We start from the raw sequence: 18,593 nt of genomic DNA on the forward strand, positions 1-18,593 counted from the left end.
ACCGTGCCTCCCGAATGCGCGGAACCGGCTCAGCCGGAGGACTGCGGCCATACTAAGGTAAGGATTACCTAACCAAAAGGCCATGGCCTCGGAGATTGCCGAGTCGCCCACTACGCTTAAGGCCTGCCTAACCTAAGGGAGTTGGCCGTTGGAGACCGCAAGGTGACCGGGAGCAAGCGCGTCCGCCCCGTCGTTCTGGTGACACTGCTGAGCACGGTCCTGGCCGGGCTCTGCCTGGTGTCCATCGCCGTCGGCGCGGCCGGAATACCGCTCGACGACGTGGTGCGGGCCCTGTTCGGCCACCCGCCGAGCCGGCTCGTCGACAACATCGTCTGGACGGCGCGGGTCCCCCGCACCACGCTCGGCCTCACCGCCGGCGCGGCACTGGGCCTGGCCGGGGCGCTCATGCAGGCGCTGACGCGCAATCCGCTCGCCGACCCGGGAGTCCTCGGGGTCAGCGCGGGGGCGTCGTTCGCCATCGTGGTGGCCGTGGGGGTGTTCGGGTTCGGCTCGTTCTACGGATACGTCTGGTTCGCCTTCGCCGGCGCCCTCGCGGCGAGCGTGCTGGTCTACTTCCTGGGCGGGCTCGGCCGTTCCGGGCTGACGCCGGTCAAACTGGCGCTCGCCGGCATCGCGGTGACCTCGATGCTGTCCTCCCTTACCAGCGCGATCGCGCTCACCGACCCGGACGCGCTGGACCGCTACCGCTTCTGGTCCGCGGGCTCGATGGCCGACCAGGACTCGGCCACCGTCCTGCGCATCCTGCCGTTCCTCGCCGTGGGCGCGGTACTGGCGCTGGCCTGCGCGCCCGCCCTCAACAGCCTGGCCCTGGGCGACGACGTGGCCGCCTCGCTCGGGCGCCGGCTGGGTCTGGTCCGCCTCCAGGGCGTCACCGCGATCACCCTGCTCACCGGCGCCGCGGTCGCGGTGATCGGCCCCGTCGTCTTCATCGGGCTGGTCGTGCCGCACATCGCCCGGGTGCTGGCCCGCTCGGCGGGCCTCGGCCCGGACCACCGCTGGCTGCTGCCGCTCTCCGCCGTCCTCGCCCCGTGTCTGCTGCTCACCGCCGACATCCTCGGCCGGGTCGTGGCCCGGCCGACCGAGGTCCAGGCGGGCGTGATCGTCGCCTTCATCGGCGGCCCGTTCTTCATCGCCCTGGTCCGCCGCCAGCGCTTGGCGGAGGTGTAGCGTGCCCGATCCCGTGATCACCGGACCGACCGTGAACTCCACCCCCAACCCGAAGGCGGGCGGCGCCGGTTCGGGCCGGCCGCCGCTGTCGTCCTCCTTCCGCGCCTACCGTCTCGCCGTGCCGCCCGTCTCGGGGATCCTGCGGCCCCGGCTCGTCGCGCTGTGCTCGGTGCTGGGCGTCGGCACCTTCCTGCTGTTCTGCTGGGGCCTGACGATCGGCGACTATCCGATCGGCTTCGCGGACGTCGTACGTGCCCTGGGCGCCTCCGGGGATCCCGGCACCGTGCTGGTCGTCCAGGACCTCCGGCTGCCGCGCGCGCTGGTCGGGCTCCTCGCCGGAACGGCGTTCGGCGTCTCGGGCGCGCTGTTCCAGACGATGACCCGCAATCCCCTGGCCAGCCCGGACATGATCGGCCTCACGCAGGGCGCCGGCACCGCCGTCGTCGCCGGCCTCGTGCTCGGCTGGGACGCGGGGCTCGGGACCCAGTCGCTCGGCCTGCTCGGCGCGCTGGCCACCGCCTTCCTCGTGTATCTCCTCGCCTGGCGGCGCGGCACCACCGGGTACCGGATCATCCTGGTCGGCATCGGCGTCTCCTGGATGTGCGCGAGCGCCACCGACTACCTGATGGCCAAGGGCGGACGCTTCGAGGCGCAGGCCGCCCTCGGCTGGCTGGTGGGCAACCTCAACGGCCGCACCTGGGAGGAGACCCGGCCGCTGGCCGTCGCGCTGGCGGTGCTGCTGCCGGCGGCCCTGCTGCTCGGCCGGCTGCTGCGCACCCTCCAGCTCGGGGACGAGGTCGCCACCGGCCTGGGCACCCGGGTGCAGCTCGTCCGGCTGTCCATCCTGCTCACCGGGGTCGGCCTCATCGCCTTCGCCACCGCCGCCGCCGGCCCCGTCGCCTTCGTCGCGCTGGCCGCCCCGCAGATCGCCCAGCGTCTGGCCCGTACCGCCTGGCCCCCGACCGTCGCCTCCGGGCTCACCGGAGCCCTGGTGGTCCTGGGCAGCGACCTCATCGCCCGCACCCTCGTCTCCGGCACGGAACTCCCGGTCGGCATCGTCACCGGCGTCCTCGGCGCGCCGATCCTGCTCTGGCTGCTCGTCCGCGCCAACCGCGCGGGTTCAGGAGGTTGATCCCATGTCGGCGAATCCCCTGTCGGCGGGCGCCCCGCCGGCCGACCGCGTGCCGGCCGACCGCGTGCCGGGAGCGGGCCCGGACCTGCGGGCCACCGGTCTGCACCTGGCCTACGACAGCCGGACGGTGGTGGACGGTCTGGACCTCGTCGTCCCGCCGGGCCGGATCACCGCGATCGTCGGCGCCAACGCGTGCGGCAAGTCCACGCTGCTGCGCGCCCTCGCCCGGCTGATGACACCCCGTACCGGAACCGTCCAACTGGACGGCAGGGCACTGCACTCCATGCCGTCGCGGGAGCTCGCGCAACGGCTCGGCATCCTGCCGCAGAGTCCCGTCGCGCCGGAGGGGCTGACCGTCGTCGACCTGGTCAACCGCGGCCGCTCGCCGCATCAGACCTGGTGGCGGCAGTGGTCGAGGGCGGACGAGCAGGCCGTGCGGGCGGCGCTGGCCGCCACCGGCATGACGGAACTCGCGGACCGGCCCGTCGACGAACTGTCCGGCGGACAGCGCCAGCGCGCCTGGATCGCCATGGCGGTCGCCCAGGGCACCGAGATCCTGCTCCTGGACGAACCGACGACCTATCTGGACCTGGCGCACCAGATCGACGTGCTGGACCTGATCACCGATCTCAACCGGCGGGAGCACCGGACCGTCGTGATGGTGCTGCACGACCTCAACCAGGCGTGCCGGTACGCCGATCACGTCGTCGCCATGAAGGCCGGGCGGATCGTGGCCGAGGGCCCCCCGGCCGAGGTCATCACCGTCACGACCGTCGAGGACGTCTTCGATCTGAACTGCGCGATCACCACGGACCCGGTGAGCGACACCCCGCTGGTCATTCCGATGGGACGGCACCACGGCGCGCCCGCCCTGGAGACCGCGGCACGGGCCGACTGAGCGGTCCCCGGCCGCCGTCCGGGCCCGCTCCGGGTCCGGGCCCTCCGGCTCCGGCCGGCCGCGCGAAACCGTCCCGTGCGGCCGGTGAACCGGCGGTCGCCGGCCGGGGGTGAGGGACTACCGCCCGGCGTCCGGCACGATCGTGGTGCCGCGGCCTCCGGCGAGCCCGTGGAGGAGCGCGTGCGGCGCACGGCCGTCGAGGACCCGGGCCGTGGCCACCCCCACCCGGACGGCCCGCAGGCACGCCTCCATCTTGGGCGCCATGCCGCCGTCGAGCCGGGGCAGCAGCGACTCCAGCTCGGCGGCGGTGACACGGTCGACGACTCGGTCGCTGTCCGGCCAGTTCGCGTACAGGCCCGGCACATCGGTCAGGACGACCAGCGCGTGCGCTCCGAGCGCGGCGGCCACCGCCCCGGCCGCGGTGTCCGCGTTGACGTTGTAGACCTGGCCGTCCTCGCCACGGCCCACGGAGGACACCACGGGAATGTGACGGTGCTTCAACAACAGTGTGAGAACAGCCGTGTTGACCCGGACAACGTCTCCGACCAGTCCGATGTCCACGCGCTCGCCGCCCACTTCGGCGAACCGTTTCACGGCGGTGAGCGTGCGCGCGTCCTCGCCGCTGAGCCCGACGGCGTACGCGCCCCGCTCGTTGAGCAGTCCGACCAGTTCCTTCTGGACCTGTCCGGAGAGCACCATCCGCACCACGTCCATGGTCTCGGGCGTGGTGACCCGGAGCCCGCCCAGGAAGGCGGACTCGATGCCCAGCCGGTCCAGGTGGGCGCCGATCTGCGGGCCGCCGCCGTGCACCACGACCACCCTGACCCCGCCCCGGCGCAGGGAGAGGACGTCCTGGGCGAAGGCCCGCCGCAGCGGCGCGTCCGCCATCGCGTGGCCGCCGTACTTGACGACGACCGTGCGGCCGCGCAGCCGCTCGACCGGGACAAGCGGGGCGAGCGGGTCGGCGAGGCCGGGCGGAGCGCTCACGGACGGGCCGTGAGGTAGCCGCCCATGGTACGGAAGTAGTCGGTGGCCGCGTGCTCGGCTCCGTCCTCGGTGCGCACCCGCCGGACCAGCAGCCCGGGCAGCCGACCGTTCCTGGCCTGCGCTCCGGCCACGACGACGATCCCGTCGTCCTCGCGGATGAAGATCCGCCCCGGAGTGCCGCCGTAGCGCCCGCGGGACACGACGGCGTCGACGACGCGGATCCGCTCGCCACGATGGTGGGTGAAGGCGTTCGGGTACGGGTCCGACTGGGCCCGCACCAGGCGCTCCAGGTCCTCGGCCGGCCAGGTCCAGTCGATCCGGCTGTCCTCGGCGGAGCGCTTGTGGAAGAAGCTCGCCCTGCTGCGGTCCTGGGGTATCCAGCGGGCCCGGCCGGAGGCGATCAGGCCGAGGGACTCGGTCACGACCGGCGTGATCAGGTCCACGGTGCGGTGGAAGAGGTCGGTGACGGTGTCGGTCGCACCGACCGGGACCGCGCGCTGCAACAGGATGTCCCCGGCGTCCAGTTCGGCGTTCATGCGGTGCGCCGTGACACCGACCTCGCGCTCGCCGTTGATCAGCGCCCAGATGAGGGGCGAGAAGCCCGCGTAGGCCGGCAGCAGCGAGTCGTGGATGTTGAGCGTGCCGTGCGGGGGGAGGTCGAAGACCTCCGGGGGAAGCACGGTGCGCCAGTTGTTGGCGACGATGATGTCCGGAGCCGCGTCCCGCAGCGCGGCGAGGAGTTCGGGGTCGTCGGGCCGGTTGCGCAGCAGCACCGGGATGCCGTGCTTGTCGGCGAGGTCGGCCACGGAGTCGTCCCAGATCTTTTCGTAGGCGTGCTCGCTCTTGGGATGGGTGACCGCCAGCACCACCTGGTGGCCGGACTCCAGCAGGGCCTGGAGCGTGCGATGCCCCCAGGTCTGGTAGCCGAACATGACGACCCGCATAGTCGATCCTCTCTTGGAGACCACCATTGCAAGGTAAGGCTAACCTTATTTACCATCAGGGGCGCCCAAGGGAAGGGAAGTTGCGGTGAACGCACTGCACGACGAACCGGACGCCATACACGACGTACTCGGGATCGGTTTCGGCCCGTCAAATCTCGCACTGGCCATCGCCATCGAGGAACACAACGCCCAGGCATCGGCCGAGGACCGGATCCGCGCGGAGTTCCTGGAGCGTCAGCCCTCCTTCGGCTGGCACCGCGGCATGCTGATCGACGACGCCACGATGCAGGTCTCCTTCCTCAAGGACCTGGTCACGATGCGCAACCCCACCAGCGACTTCACCTTCCTGTGCTTCCTGCGGGAGCGGGGCAGGCTGGTCGACTTCCTCAACGCGAAGACGCTCTTCCCGCTGCGGATCGAGTTCCACGAGTACTTCGCCTGGGCCGCGTCCCGGCTCTCGCACCTCGTCCGCTACGACTCCGAGGTCGTCGCCGTCGAACCGGTGACCTCCGAGGACGGCGAGGTCCGCTGGTTCGACGTGACCAGCCGGGTGCCCGGCGCCCCGGAGCGCACCATCACCCGGCGAGCCCGCAACCTGTCGGTGGCGGTCGGCCTGGAACCGCATCTGCCGCCGGACACGACGCTCTCCGACCGCGTCTGGCACAACAGTGAACTGGTCCCCCGGGTGGCCGAACTGGCCGGCTCCGGCGCTCCCGTCGAGCGGATCCTCGTCCTCGGCGCGGGCCAGAGCGGGGCCGAGGCGGTCGACTACCTGCACCGGTCCTTCCCCGCGGCGGAGATCTGCGCGGTCTTCGCGAAGTACGGCTACACACCGGCCGACGACAGTCCCTTCGCCAACCGGATCTTCGACCCCGAGGCGGTGGACGTGTACTTCCGGTCCACGCCCGAGGTGAAGCAGTCCCTGGTGGACTACCACCGCGGCACCAACTACTCCGTGGTCGACATGGACCTCATCGAGTCGCTGTACGCCACCATGTACCGCGAGAAGGTGCTGGGCAAGGAGCGTCTGCGCCTGCGCAACGTCTCGCGCATCCGTGACGTGCGGGCCCAGGACGACCTGCTCGACGTCACGGTGGAATACCTCCCCACCGGCGAACGGGAGACCATCTCCTGCGATCTGCTCGTCCACGCGACCGGCTACCGCCCCCGGGACCTGGACACGCTGCTGGGCCGGGCCGGGAAACTCTGCCTGCGCGACGACAAGGACTCGCCGCTCGTCGGCCGCGACCACCGGGTGGAGTTCTCGCCCGAGGTGACGGCGGGCGTCTACGTGCAGGGCGCGACCGAGCACACGCACGGTCTCACCTCGACCCTGCTGTCCACCACCGCCGTCCGCTCCGGGGAGATCCTCGATTCCCTGCTCACCCACCGCGCGGCGGAGACGGTCCCGGCGACCGACTGCCCTGCTTGAACTCGGTTAAGCCGTAAGGCAGTTGCGCCGGACAGGTCGACGCACGCCGTTACGCCGACCTGTCCGGCGCCACCGAGAAGCCATCCGCGTCTTCACGGCATATCTCGCCGCAACTTAAGGTAGCCTCACCTAAGTTTCCGTCGTCCGTCCTTCCCGGAGGGGTATGGATGAGTGCCGTACATCCGTCGGGGCGCAGCGTCCTGAGAGGCTCGGTCGAGGGACAACGCGCACGCGTGGCGCTCGGCACGCTCCTCGCCTCCGGACACCAGATCGGCGAGGCCCTCGTCCCCACCCTCATCGGCGTCGTCATAGACCGCGCCGTCACGGGATCCGACTCCGGCGCGCTCGTGCTGTGGCTCGCGGTCCTCGCGGCCGTCTACGCCGGACTGGCCCTCAGCTTCCGGATCGGCGCCCGGTCCGGTGAACTGGCCGCGGTCCGGGCCGAACACACCCTGCGGGTCACCCTCGTACGGCGGGTCCTGAGCCCGGGGGGCGGGACCGAGGAGGGCAGGCTGCCCGGCGCTCTGGCCAGCATCGCGACCGAGGACGCCAAACGCGTCGGCGCGGTCAACCTGGCGCTGACGCTGGGCTTCTCCTCGCTCGTCGGCATCGCCACCTGCGCCGTCGTCCTGCTGCGCACCTCGGTCTCCCTGGGACTGGTCGTCCTGGTGGGCACCCCGGTCCTGCTGTGGCTCGGGCACCTGCTGAGCAAGCCGCTGGAATCACGCAGCGAGGCCGAGCAGGACCGGGCGGCGCACGCCTCGGCCATCGCCGCGGACCTGGTCACCGGGCTGCGGATCCTCAAGGGCATCGGGGGCGAGCCGGCCGCCATCGAGCGCTACCGCGCCACCAGCCGCGACTCGCTGCGCGCCACCCTGCGCGCGGCCCGGGCACAGGCCTTCCAGAGCGGCATGGTGCTCGCGCTGACCGGCTGTCTGATCGCCGCGGTCGCCCTGGTCGGGGGCCGGCTGGCCGCCCAGGGAAGCATCAGCCTGGGCCAGTTGGTGTCGGCGGTCGGGCTCGCCCTCTTCCTCGTCGGCCCGCTGGAGGTGCTCGCCTGGGTCAACGCCGAGCTCGCCCAGGGCCGGGCCTCGGCCACCCGGATCGCGGAGGTGCTGGCCACCGCGCCCGCCGTCACCGCGGGCGGCAGCCCCCTGCCCCAGCCGGTACGGGGCGCCGTACGGCTGGTCGGTCTGCGCCACGGCGGACTACGCGACGTCGACCTCGACGTCGACCCCGGCGAACTGGTCGGCGTGGTGACGACCGATCCGGCGCACGCCGCCGACCTGCTGCGCTGTCTGAGCCGGCGCAGCGACCCCGACGCGGGATCGGTCGAGCTGGACGGGGTGCCCCTGCGCGACCTCGACCCGGCCGAGATCCGTACGGCGATCCTCGTGGCCGAGCACGACGCCGACCTCTTCGAGGGAACGATCCGCGGCAACGTCACGGCCGCCGCTCCCGGGACGAGCGCTCCCGAGGCGGCGATGACGGCGGCCGGGGTGACCCAGGTGTCCGAGACCCTGCCCGACGGCGAGCACACGGCGGTCAGCGAACAGGGCCGGTCGCTGTCCGGCGGGCAGCGTCAACGGGTCGCCCTGGCCCGCGCGTTGGCTGCCGACCGGCCCGTCCTCGTGGTCCACGAACCGACCACGGCGGTCGACACGGTCACCGAGGCCCGCATCGCCGCGGGCATCCGTGAACTCCGCAAGGGCCGCACCACGTTGCTCGTGACGACCAGCCCCGCGCTGCTCTCGGTCACCGACCGGGTGCTGCTCATCCACGAAGGCCGGGTCACCGACACGGCCCCGCACGCCGACCTGGTGCGCCGCCACGAGATCTACCGTTCGGCGGTGCTGGTATGAGCGCGGAAGCGGCGACCGTGACCGACGGGACCACGACCACTCGCGAACTCCTGCCCACGGCGACCCCGGCCAGGACGCGGGCCGCCCTGCGCGAACTGGTCCGCCCCCACCGCCGTACGGCTCTCGCCTGCCTCGCCACGATGGTCGCCGCCACCGCGGTGGGACTCCTCGTCCAGCCGCTGCTGGGACACATGGTGGACCTCGTCGCCGGCCACCGGCCGCCCGGCGACCTCACGCTGCCCGCCGTCCTGCTGGTCGTGGTGGCGCTGGTGCAGGGCGGCGCGACGGCGCTCGGGCTGTCCCTGGTGTCGCAGCTCGGCGAGAGCGTCCTCGCGCGGCTGCGCGAGCGGTTCGTGGACCGGGCGCTGCGACTGCCGCTGGAACAGGTCGAGAAGGCGGGCACCGGAGACCTCAGCGCTCGCGTCACCCGGGATGTCGCACGGGTCGGCGAGGCCGTCCGTTCGGCCCTGCCCGAACTGGTCCGCTCGGTCCTCGCCATCGTGCTCACGCTCGTCGCGATGGCGGCGCTGGACTGGCGTTTCCTGCTCGCCGCCCTGATCGCCGTCCCCGTACAGGCGCACACCGCGCGCTGGTACGTCCGCAACGCCGTGCCCCTGTACGCCCGCGAGCGGATCGCCACCGGGGCCCAGCAGCAGCAGCTGCTGGACACCATCGCGGGTGCCGGCACCGTACGGGCGTACCGCCTGGAGGAGGAGCACACCGCGCACGTCACCGAACGCTCCTCGGCGGCCGTGGGGATGACGATGCGCGGGGTCGAGCTGGTGCTGCGGTTCTACAACCGGCTGCACGTCGCCGAGTACACGGGCCTCGCCGCCGTGCTGGTCACCGGCTTCTTCCTGGTGCGTGCCGGTTCGGTGAGCATCGGCACGGCCACCGCCGCCGCCCTCTACTTCCACAGCCTCTTCTCGCCGGTCAACTCCGCCCTCGTCCTGCTCGACGACGCCCAGACGGCCACGGCGGCGCTCAACCGGCTGGTCGGCGTCACGGACGGCCCCGCCGGCGGACCGGCACCGGCCGGCGTCGACTCCGGCACCGACCCCACCGACACCGACACCGGTTCCGCCGGCAGGAACACCGGCAGCGAACCATCCGCTCCGGACACCGAACCGTCCGGCGCCGTCGCCGTGGTCGGTGTCCACCACGCCTACGAGCCGGGCCGGCCGGTGCTGCGGGACGTGCACCTCACGCTGCGGCCCGGGGAGCGGGTGGCCCTGGTCGGCCCGAGCGGCGCGGGCAAGACCACCCTGGCCAAGCTCATCGCCGGTGTGCACCGGCCGGCCTCCGGGTCCGTCCGCCTGCCCGGCACGCGGGCGACGGGCGGGCTGTCCGTCGCCCTGGTCACCCAGGAGACGCACGTCTTCGCCGGGCCGCTCGCCGCGGACCTGCGGCTGGCCCGGGACACGGCCGACGACGACGAACTGCGCGCCGCGCTCGCCACCGTCGACGCGCTCGACTGGGTCGAGGCCCTGCCCGACGGACTCGCCACCGTCGTGGGCGAGGGCGGCCACCGGCTCACCCCCGCCCAGGTCCAGCAACTCGCCCTGGCCCGTCTGGTGCTGGCCGATCCGCCGGTGGCCGTCCTCGACGAGGCGACGGCCGAGGCCGGCAGTACCGGCGCCCGGCTGCTGGAGAGGGCCGCGGCCCGGGCGATCGAGGGGCGCACGGCCCTCGTCGTCGCCCACCGCCTCACCCAGGCCGCCGCCGCGGACCGGATCGTCGTCATGGAGGACGGCCGGATCGTCGAGAGCGGCCACCACGACGAACTGTGCGCGGCGGGCGGGACCTACGCCTCCCTCTGGCAGGCCTGGTCCGGCACGCGCGCGCACGCCGACCACCCCCCGCACACCAACACCGCTCCGACCCCGAAGGACCACTGATGCTCGGCTCTTTGAGAGGCACACGGCTCGCCGCGGCCCTCGCCTCCGTCCTCATGCTCTTCAGCACCGTCGCGGCCTGCGGCTCCTCGGGGAGCACCGACGACGCCGACTCCGCGAAGCCCGCGGCCTCGGGCAAGGCATGGCCCGTCACCATCGCGCACAAGTACGGCGGCACGACCGTCACGTCGGAACCGAAGCGGATCGTCACGGTGGGGCTCACCGACCAGGACGCCGTGCTCGCCCTCGGCAAGGTGCCCGTCGGAACCACCGAATGGCTCGGCGGCTACAAGGGGGCCATCGGCCCCTGGGCCGCCGGCAAGGCGGCCGGCGCCACGACCCCGACCGTCCTGAAGGACACCGGCACCGGCCCGCAGACGGAGAAGATCGCGGCACTGCGCCCCGACCTGATCCTCGCCGTCTACGGAGGCCTCACCAAGGCGCAGTACACGACCCTGTCCAAGTTCGCCCCCGTGGTGGCCCAGCCGAAGGAGTACAACGACTTCGGCGTGCCGTGGCAGAAGCAGACCGAGATCATCGGAAAGGCGCTCGGCCAGGAGTCGAAGGCCGAGTCGCTGGTCTCCGGCGTCGAGGCCGGCATCAAGGCCGCCGCCGTGAAGAACCCCGCGTTCGCCAAGTCCAGTGCCGTCATGGCCACCCCGTACGAGGGCATCTTCGTCTTCGGCAGCCAGGACCCCCGTTCCCGTCTGCTCACCGGCCTCGGCTTCACCCTTCCGGCCGACCTGGACAAGGTCATCGGTGACGAGTTCGGCGCCAACATCAGCAAGGAGCGCACCGACCTGCTGGACACCGACGCCATCGTGTGGATCGTCTCGGACCCCGCCAAGGACGAGGCCAAGCTGCACAAGGACGCCCTCTACGCGGACCTGAAGGTCGCGCGGCAGAGCCGCGAGGTCTACATCGAGGAGACCAGCGACTACGGCAACGCGGTGTCCTTCGTCAGCGTGCTGAGCCTGCCGTACATGCTCGACCGCCTGGTGCCGCAGCTCGCCGCCGCCGTCGACGGCGACCCCGCGACGAAGGTGCCCGCGCCGGCTGTCTGACGACCGTTTCCGGCGGGCCGCGCGTGCCCGCCGGACGGCTGAGATCTGGATCACCGACAGCAAGAGGTCAAGGTCACAGCCTGGGCCTCTGCTGTCGCCCTAGCGGTCTGACCTAGCATCCGAGCATGACAGTCCTGCCCAACGACGGGCTCGCGCTGGCCGCCGAGTTCCCTTCCGCGACCCATGACCAGTGGCAGCTCCTGGTAGAAGGCGTGCTGCGCAAATCGGGCAAGGAGGCCTCGGGCGCGGCAGCCGAAGACGTGCTGACCACGACGCTCGAGGACGGTCTCGCCTCCAGGCCCCTCTACACCGCGCGTGACACGGCCGCCGACGCCGGTTTCCCCGGCTTCGCCCCGTTCGTCCGGGGCAGCAGGCCCGAGGGCAATACCGCGGGCGGCTGGGACGTACGGCAGCGGCACACGGCGGCGGACAACGCCCTGGTCCTCGGCGACCTGGAGAACGGCGTCACGTCGCTGTGGCTCACGGTCGGCGAGGGCGGCATTCCGGTCCCCTCGCTCGAAGCGGTCCTGGACGGCGTCTACCTCGATCTGGCGCCCGTCGTCCTCGACGCGGGACCTGACGTCGAGGCGGCGGCCCGGGAGTTGCTGCGGCTGTACGCGGCACGAGGCGTCGCGCCGAGCGCCGCGCGCGGCAACCTCGGCGCGGACCCGCTCGGCCACGAGGCCCGTACGGGATCCCCGATGGACTTCGCCGCGGTCGTCCCGCTCGCCGCGCGCTGCGCCGCCGAATACCCCGGACTCCGGGCGCTGACCGTCGACGCGCTCCCGTACCACGAGGCGGGCGGCTCGCCCGCGCAGGAGCTGGGCGCCTCCCTGGCGACCGGTGTCGCCTATCTGCGCGAGCTGACCGAGGCGGGCCTGTCCGTCGAACAGGCCTGTGCGCAGCTGGAGTTCCGGTACGCCGCGACCGCCGACCAGTTCCTGACGATCGCCAAGCTGCGGGCGGCGCGCAGGCTGTGGGCCCGGATCGCCGAGGTGTGCGGGGCGCCGGGCGCGGGTGCGCAGACGCAGCACGCCGTGACCTCGCCGGTGATGATGTCGCGCCGCGACCCGTGGGTGAACATGCTGCGCGCGACCATCGCGACGCTCGCGGCCGGCGTCGGCGGCGCCGACTCCGTCACCGTCCTGCCCTTCGACCACGCCCTCGGCCTGCCGGACGCGTTCGCGCGGCGCATCGCCCGCAACACCTCCACGATCCTCATCGAGGAGTCGCACCTGTCCCGGGTGATCGACCCGGCCGGCGGCTCCTGGTACGTGGAGAAGCTGACCGACGAACTCGCCCACGCCGGCTGGGAGTTCTTCCAGGGGATCGAGCGGGACGGCGGCCAGGCCGCGGTCCTGCGCTCGGGCCGGCTGGCGCGCGACCTGGCGGACACCTGGGCGGCCCGTTCGGTCAAGCTCGCCAAGCGGCGCGAACCGATCACCGGCGTCAGCGAGTTCCCGCATCTGGCGGAGCGCCCGGTGGAGCGTGAGCCCGCTCCCGAGGCACCGTCCGGCGGACTGCCGCGGGTGCGCCGCGACGAGGCGTACGAGGCGCTGCGGGCCCGCTCCGACGCGCATCTCGCCGCCACCGGGGCCCGCCCCCGGATCTATCTCGCCACGATCGGCCCGGCCGCCGCGCACACGGCGCGGAGCACCTTCGTCGCGAACCTGTTCCAGGCCGGCGGCATCGAGGCCGTCACGGACGGCTCGTTCGAGGACAGCGGTGCCACCGAGGCGGTCCTGTGCTCCAGCGACGCGCTCTACGAGGAGCAGGCCGTGAGCACCGCCGAGGCCCTCGCCGCGGCCGGGGCCCGGCACGTCTTCCTGGCCGGCCGCCCCGCGGACCACGCCGGTGTCGACTCCTACGTCTTCGCGGGCTGCGACGCCGTCGCCGTCCTCTCCGCCACCCTCGACCGCATGGGAGTGTCCTGATGGGAATCCCCGACTTCTCCGGAATCGAACTGGGGACGCCCACCACCGAAGGCAGCGCCGACGAGTGGAGTGCCGCCGCAGAGAAGGCCACGGGCGGGAGCGAGGCGTTCTGGGAGACCCCGGAGGGCATCGCGGTCAAGCCGCTGTACACCGGCCGTGACACGGAAGGCCTGGACTTCCTGGACACGTACCCGGGCATGGCACCGTACCTGCGCGGTCCGTACCCGACGATGTACGTCAACCAGCCCTGGACCATCCGCCAGTACGCGGGCTTCTCCACGGCGGAGGAGTCCAACGCCTTCTACCGCCGCAACCTCGCCGCGGGCCAGAAGGGCCTGTCGATCGCCTTCGACCTTCCCACGCACCGCGGTTACGACAGCGACCACCCGCGCGTGACGGGCGACGTCGGCATGGCGGGCGTGGCCATCGACTCCATCTACGACATGCGGCAGCTCTTCGACGGCATCCCGCTGGACAAGATGACCGTGTCGATGACGATGAACGGCGCCGTACTGCCCGTCCTCGCGCTGTACATCGTGGCGGCCGAGGAACAGGGCGTGCCGCCCGAGAAGCTGGCCGGAACCATTCAGAACGACATTCTGAAGGAGTTCATGGTCCGCAACACCTACATCTATCCGCCGAAGCCGTCGATGCGGATCATCTCCGACATCTTCGCGTACACCTCGCAGCGGATGCCGCGCTACAACTCCATCTCCATCTCCGGGTACCACATCCAGGAGGCGGGCGCGACGGCCGACCTGGAGCTGGCGTACACGCTCGCGGACGGTGTGGAGTACATCCGGGCGGGCCGTGAGGCGGGGCTGGACGTGGACGCGTTCGCGCCGCGGCTCTCGTTCTTCTGGGCGATCGGCATGAACTTCTTCATGGAGATCGCCAAGATGCGGGCGGCGCGCCTGCTGTGGGCGAAGATGGTGAGGCAGTTCGACCCGAAGAACTCCAAGTCCCTTTCCCTGCGCACCCATTCGCAGACGTCCGGCTGGTCGCTGACCGCTCAGGACGTGTTCAACAACGTGACGCGCACGTGTGTGGAGGCCATGGCCGCCACCCAGGGCCACACCCAGTCGCTGCACACCAACGCCCTGGACGAGGCGCTCGCCCTGCCCACCGACTTCTCCGCGCGGATCGCCCGCAACACCCAGCTGCTGATCCAGCAGGAGTCCGGTACGACCCGGGCCATCGACCCGTGGGGCGGCAGCGCGTACATCGAGAAGCTGACGTACGACCTCGCCCGCCGCGCCTGGCAGCACATCGAGGAGGTCGAGGCGGCGGGCGGCATGGCGCAGGCCATCGACGCCGGTATCCCCAAGCTCCGGATCGAGGAGGCGGCGGCCCGCACCCAGGCCCGCATCGACTCCGGCCGCCAGCCCGTCATCGGCGTGAACAAGTACCGCGTGGAGACCGACGAGCAGATCGATGTCCTCAAGGTCGACAACTCCTCCGTACGCACACAGCAGATCGAGAAGCTGCGGCGGCTGCGGGCCGAGCGCGACGAGCGGGCGTGCCAGGACGCGCTGGACGACCTGACACGCGCTGCCGGCGGTGAGGGCAACCTGCTGGAGCTGGCCGTGCGCGCGGCCCGCGCGAAGGCCACCGTGGGTGAGATCTCCGACGCCCTGGAGAAGGTGTACGGGCGGCACGCGGGCCAGATCCGTACGATCTCCGGGGTGTACCGCAACGAGGCAGGGGAGTCCCCGTCCGTGGACCGCACCCGCACCCTGGTGGACGCGTTCGAGGAGGCCGAGGGCCGGCGCCCGCGCATCCTGGTCGCCAAGATGGGCCAGGACGGTCACGACCGCGGCCAGAAGGTGATCGCGACCGCCTTCGCCGACCTGGGCTTCGACGTCGACGTCGGCCCGCTGTTCCAGACGCCGGGCGAGGTCGCCCGTCAGGCGGTGGAGGCGGACGTGCACATCGTGGGCGTCTCGTCGCTGGCCGCAGGACACCTCACCCTCGTGCCGGCGCTGCGCGAGGAGCTGGCGGCTGAGGGCCGCGAGGACATCATGGTCGTGGTCGGCGGGGTGATCCCGCCGCAGGACGTGCCGACGCTGCTGGAGATGGGCGCGGCGGCGGTCTTCCCGCCCGGGACGGTGATCCCGGACGCGGCGTACGACCTCGTCCAGCGGCTCTCTGCCGACCTCGGGCACGACCTGTGATCCAACTCGACACCTATGTCAAGGGTGTGCTCGACGGGAAGCGGGCGCTGGTCGCCCGCGCCATCACGCTCGTCGAGTCCACCCGGCCCCAGCACCGGGCGCTGGCGCAGGAGTTGCTGACCGAGCTGCTCCCGTACAGCGGGAAGGCCCGGCGGATCGGCGTCAGCGGGGTGCCGGGCGTGGGCAAGTCGACGTTCATCGACGCGTTCGGCACGATGCTGACCTCGCTCGGGTACCGGGTCGCGGTGCTCGCCGTCGACCCGTCCTCCACCCGTACGGGCGGCTCGATCCTCGGTGACAAGACCCGTATGGAGCGCCTGGCCGTGGACCCGGCCGCGTTCATCCGCCCCTCCCCCACCGCCGGCACGCTCGGCGGGGTGGCGAAGGCGACCCGCGAGTCGATCGTGGTGATGGAGGCGGCCGGCTACGACGTGGTGCTCGTGGAGACCGTCGGCGTCGGCCAGTCGGAGACCGCGGTCGCGAACATGGTCGACTCCTTCCTGCTGTTGACGCTGGCGCGTACCGGGGACCAGTTGCAGGGCATCAAGAAGGGTGTCCTGGAGCTGGCCGACGTGATCGCCGTCAACAAGGCGGACGGTCCGCACGCGCGCGACGCCCAGTCCGCCGCGCGTGAACTGGCGGGCGCCCTGCGGCTGATGCACGGCAGGGACGCGGCCTGGACGCCTCCGGTGCTGAGTTGCAGCGCCCGCGAGTCGGCCGGCCTGGACACGGTCTGGGACCGCCTGGAACAGCACCGGGCGCTGCTCGACTCGACCGGCCGTCTCGCCGAGAAGCGCCGTGACCAGCAGGTGGACTGGACCTGGACGATGGTCCGGGACGAGCTTCTGGGCCGCCTGCACTCCGATCAGGCCGTCCGGGCGCTCGCCCCCGACCTCGAACGGCAGGTACGGGAGGGCGGGTTGACGGCCACGCTCGCGGCGGAACGCATTCTGAAGGTGTTCGGCGGCGAAGGCCGCTGAGTCGGACGGCGGTGGCGGGGCAGGTCGGAGCCCGGTCACCGCTCACACCCGCGGTGACCCGCGACGGGCCCGGCTCCCCGCAGCCGCCCGTCGCGGGCCCGTACAGGACGACAGGCCCCCGGAAGGATTCCGGGGGCACCGCGTGCCGCGTACCTGGCCAGGACCGCGCCGACCGGGGTGGTCTTCCTCCCGTCCCAGGTGAGGCGCCGTGCTCAGTCCCGCCCCGCCGTGTCCCCGCCGGTGCCGGACTCGTCGTCGGACAGCCCGAGTTCACGCTCACCGAGGGGAGAGAAGAAGCGCTCGACGTCGGCGTCGGTGACCTCGGCGAGCGTGGCCGGGGACCAGCGCGGCTCGCGGTCCTTGTCGATGATCTGGGCCCGGACGCCCTCGACCAGGTCGGGTGCGGACAGGGCCGCGCAGGAGACGCGGTACTCCTGGTCCAGAACGCGCTCCAGGGATCCGAGCCGCCGGGCCCGGCGCAGGGCGGCCAGCGTGACCTTCAGGGCGGTGGGCGAGTTGCCGAGGAGGATCTCCGCCGTCTCCTTGGCGGCCGGGTCGTCCGCCGCGAGCAGGCGCCGGATGATCTCCTCGACGGTGTCGGCGTTGTAGCAGGCGTCGATCCACTCGCGCCGCTCCGCGAGTTCCGCCGGTGGCGCGGGCCGCGCGTGAGCCGCCACGGCCTCCGGTACGGGCCGGTCCGCGAGGTCGGACACGAACCGCCGGAGCGCGGAGGACGGCAGGTAGTGGTCGGCGAGGCCGCACGACAGCGCGTCGCCGGCGCCGATGGAGGCGCCCGTCAGGGCGAGGTGGGTGCCCAGTTCGCCCGGGGCGAGGGCGAGCAGGTAGGTGCCGCCGACGTCGGGGACGAAACCGATGCCCGTCTCGGGCATGGCGATACGCGAGCGCTCGGTGACGATCCGGACGCTGCCGTGGGCGGAGACGCCGACGCCGCCGCCCATGACGATGCCGTCCATGACCGCCACGTACGGCTTGGGACAGCGGGCGATACGGGCGTTGAGGTGGTACTCGTCGCGCCAGAACGCGGCGGACGCGGTGCCGTCCCCGTCGCGCGCGTCGTCGTGGACGACCCGGATGTCGCCGCCCGCGCACAGCCCGCGTTCACCGGCGCCGGTGATGACCACGGTCTCGACGGCCGGATCGTGTTCCCAGGCGGTGAGCGCCTGGTCGATGCGGCGCACCATCGCGTGGTTCAGGGCGTTCAGGGCCCTGGGCCGGTTGAGGGTGATGTGGGCGGCCCGCCCCTCGGTGTGCAGCAGGACGGGTTCCCCGGCGGCGCCCGGTGCCTCGGTGCCGCTCATCCGAACGCCTCCGTCGGGCGGCGGGCCACGATGACGCGCATGATCTCGGTGGTTCCTTCCACGGTCCGGTCGAGTCGCAGGTCACGACGTCGTCCTCGCCACCGTACCCACCGAGTGGTCGAACGGCCCGTGCCGTCAGCCCTCTTCCCCGTCCCGCAGCACGTACAGCCCCGGCAGGTTGACCACGATCGCCTCCTGGGTGCTGCGGGCGATGACGACGACGGCCTCCTCGGCGGGGTCCGGGTTCTCCTCGCGGTGCGGCACGAACGGCGGCACGAAGATGTAGTCACCGGGTGAGGTGCGCAGCCGCACTTCCTCGGGTTCTTCCCCCGAGTCGTCGAGGAAGACGAACTCGGGGTGTCCGCTGACCACATAGATGGCGGTCTCGGAGGCTCCGTGGTGGTGGTCCGAGGAGGCGGTGGAGGGGGCGACGTGGGTCTGGCCCATCCACAGCTTCTCGGAACCGACGGTGGTGCCGCTGACGGCGGCGAATCTGCGCATGCCACCGGTCTGCGCCGTGTCGCCGTCGAGGGCGTCGGCGCGGATGTGGTGCAGGCGGGTGCGCAAGGGGCGTACGGACTGCGCTTCGGCGTCCGGGAGATGGGGGTGGAAACCTTCGCCGGGGGTTGTCGACGGCTCGCTCATGGAGGGGGACGCTAGAGCGGCCCGGAAAAGGATGTCAAGAGGTATCCATTGCGCTTCACCTGCGGCAATGTTCCCGCAATGTACGTGGGGAACCGGTGGAGACCCCGCCGGCGCACACCTGGTCGGGCATCATGGGCCC

Annotated in this window: 14 protein-coding genes; 10 read left to right on the top strand and 4 right to left on the bottom strand. The window is 72.2% G+C overall.

Annotated features, from left to right (window positions below; all coding sequences use genetic code 11):
- The first annotated feature begins 141 nt into the window (after nucleotides 1–141).
- From ACFYW9_RS22300 to ACFYW9_RS22310, 3 genes are all read left to right on the top strand, one after another.
- The gene (locus tag ACFYW9_RS22300; RefSeq protein WP_389152982.1) at nucleotides 142–1,188 is read left to right on the top strand and encodes a FecCD family ABC transporter permease; all 1,047 of its coding nucleotides are present in this window, start codon (nucleotides 142–144) and stop codon (nucleotides 1,186–1,188) included.
- 85 nt (nucleotides 1,189–1,273) lie between these two features.
- Entirely contained in the window at nucleotides 1,274–2,320 is a 1,047-nt protein-coding gene (locus ACFYW9_RS22305) for a FecCD family ABC transporter permease (RefSeq protein ID WP_389153100.1), read from the top strand.
- 64 nt (nucleotides 2,321–2,384) lie between these two features.
- Nucleotides 2,385–3,218: an ABC transporter ATP-binding protein gene (locus ACFYW9_RS22310; protein ID WP_351863569.1), complete on the top strand. Its 834-nt coding sequence runs from the start codon at nucleotides 2,385–2,387 to the stop codon at nucleotides 3,216–3,218.
- A gap of 117 nt (nucleotides 3,219–3,335) precedes the next feature.
- Here the strand turns inward: ACFYW9_RS22310 and argB are convergent, their stop codons facing one another.
- Both argB and ACFYW9_RS22320 read right to left on the bottom strand, forming a co-directional pair.
- Complete coding sequence (argB, locus tag ACFYW9_RS22315) at nucleotides 3,336–4,205, bottom strand: acetylglutamate kinase (RefSeq protein ID WP_389152986.1); 870 nt, start codon at nucleotides 4,203–4,205, stop codon at nucleotides 3,336–3,338.
- Nucleotides 4,202–5,149: a methionyl-tRNA formyltransferase gene (locus ACFYW9_RS22320; protein WP_389152989.1), complete on the bottom strand. Its 948-nt coding sequence runs from the start codon at nucleotides 5,147–5,149 to the stop codon at nucleotides 4,202–4,204. Before ACFYW9_RS22320 ends, argB begins: the two co-directional genes overlap by 4 nt.
- Before the next feature lie 85 nt (nucleotides 5,150–5,234).
- Here ACFYW9_RS22320 and ACFYW9_RS22325 point away from each other — a divergent pair, with 85 nt between their 5' ends.
- The 7 genes from ACFYW9_RS22325 (at nucleotide 5,235) to meaB (ending at nucleotide 16,490) form a co-directional block, all read left to right on the top strand.
- Complete coding sequence (locus ACFYW9_RS22325) at nucleotides 5,235–6,581, top strand: lysine N(6)-hydroxylase/L-ornithine N(5)-oxygenase family protein (protein WP_389152992.1); 1,347 nt, start codon at nucleotides 5,235–5,237, stop codon at nucleotides 6,579–6,581.
- 167 nt (nucleotides 6,582–6,748) lie between these two features.
- Nucleotides 6,749–8,443 (top strand): ABC transporter ATP-binding protein, encoded by a 1,695-nt coding sequence (locus ACFYW9_RS22330; RefSeq protein WP_389152995.1) that lies wholly within the window; start codon nucleotides 6,749–6,751, stop codon nucleotides 8,441–8,443.
- Nucleotides 8,440–10,341 (top strand): ABC transporter ATP-binding protein, encoded by a 1,902-nt coding sequence (locus ACFYW9_RS22335; RefSeq protein WP_389152999.1) that lies wholly within the window; start codon nucleotides 8,440–8,442, stop codon nucleotides 10,339–10,341. Before ACFYW9_RS22330 ends, ACFYW9_RS22335 begins: the two co-directional genes overlap by 4 nt.
- On the top strand, nucleotides 10,341–11,402 hold the full coding sequence (locus ACFYW9_RS22340) for an iron-siderophore ABC transporter substrate-binding protein (protein ID WP_389153002.1): 1,062 nt from the start codon (nucleotides 10,341–10,343) through the stop codon (nucleotides 11,400–11,402). Before ACFYW9_RS22335 ends, ACFYW9_RS22340 begins: the two co-directional genes overlap by 1 nt.
- A gap of 125 nt (nucleotides 11,403–11,527) precedes the next feature.
- On the top strand, nucleotides 11,528–13,336 hold the full coding sequence (locus ACFYW9_RS22345) for a methylmalonyl-CoA mutase family protein (protein ID WP_389153005.1): 1,809 nt from the start codon (nucleotides 11,528–11,530) through the stop codon (nucleotides 13,334–13,336).
- Nucleotides 13,336–15,510 (top strand): methylmalonyl-CoA mutase, encoded by a 2,175-nt coding sequence (scpA, locus tag ACFYW9_RS22350; RefSeq protein WP_389153008.1) that lies wholly within the window; start codon nucleotides 13,336–13,338, stop codon nucleotides 15,508–15,510. The genes ACFYW9_RS22345 and scpA overlap by 1 nt, the downstream gene beginning before the upstream one ends.
- Nucleotides 15,507–16,490, top strand: coding sequence for a methylmalonyl Co-A mutase-associated GTPase MeaB (meaB, locus tag ACFYW9_RS22355; RefSeq protein WP_351863492.1), 984 nt, complete (start codon nucleotides 15,507–15,509; stop codon nucleotides 16,488–16,490). Before scpA ends, meaB begins: the two co-directional genes overlap by 4 nt.
- A 212-nt stretch (nucleotides 16,491–16,702) precedes the next feature.
- On the opposite strand, the gene ACFYW9_RS22360 is transcribed toward meaB, so the two are convergent.
- Entirely contained in the window at nucleotides 16,703–17,809 is a 1,107-nt protein-coding gene (locus ACFYW9_RS22360; RefSeq protein WP_389153012.1) for an enoyl-CoA hydratase/isomerase family protein, read from the bottom strand.
- A 135-nt stretch (nucleotides 17,810–17,944) separates the two neighbouring features.
- Entirely contained in the window at nucleotides 17,945–18,454 is a 510-nt protein-coding gene (locus ACFYW9_RS22365; protein WP_351863495.1) for a cupin domain-containing protein, read from the bottom strand.
- Nucleotides 18,455–18,593: the final 139 nt, after the last annotated feature.

It is taken from the genome of Streptomyces sp. NPDC002698, from assembly GCF_042888945.1.
Lineage (GTDB): Bacteria > Actinomycetota > Actinomycetes > Streptomycetales > Streptomycetaceae > Streptomyces.

Coding starts and splice junctions, on each gene's coding strand:
- ACFYW9_RS22320 (WP_389152989.1), bottom strand. CDS start 5,149: ATGCGGGTCGTCATGTTCGGCTACCAGACCTGGGGGCATCGCACGCTC.
- ACFYW9_RS22330 (WP_389152995.1), top strand. CDS start 6,749: ATGAGTGCCGTACATCCGTCGGGGCGCAGCGTCCTGAGAGGCTCGGTC.
- ACFYW9_RS22335 (WP_389152999.1), top strand. CDS start 8,440: ATGAGCGCGGAAGCGGCGACCGTGACCGACGGGACCACGACCACTCGC.
- ACFYW9_RS22340 (WP_389153002.1), top strand. CDS start 10,341: ATGCTCGGCTCTTTGAGAGGCACACGGCTCGCCGCGGCCCTCGCCTCC.
- ACFYW9_RS22345 (WP_389153005.1), top strand. CDS start 11,528: ATGACAGTCCTGCCCAACGACGGGCTCGCGCTGGCCGCCGAGTTCCCT.
- scpA (WP_389153008.1), top strand. CDS start 13,336: ATGGGAATCCCCGACTTCTCCGGAATCGAACTGGGGACGCCCACCACC.
- ACFYW9_RS22360 (WP_389153012.1), bottom strand. CDS start 17,809: ATGAGCGGCACCGAGGCACCGGGCGCCGCCGGGGAACCCGTCCTGCTG.
- ACFYW9_RS22365 (WP_351863495.1), bottom strand. CDS start 18,454: ATGAGCGAGCCGTCGACAACCCCCGGCGAAGGTTTCCACCCCCATCTC.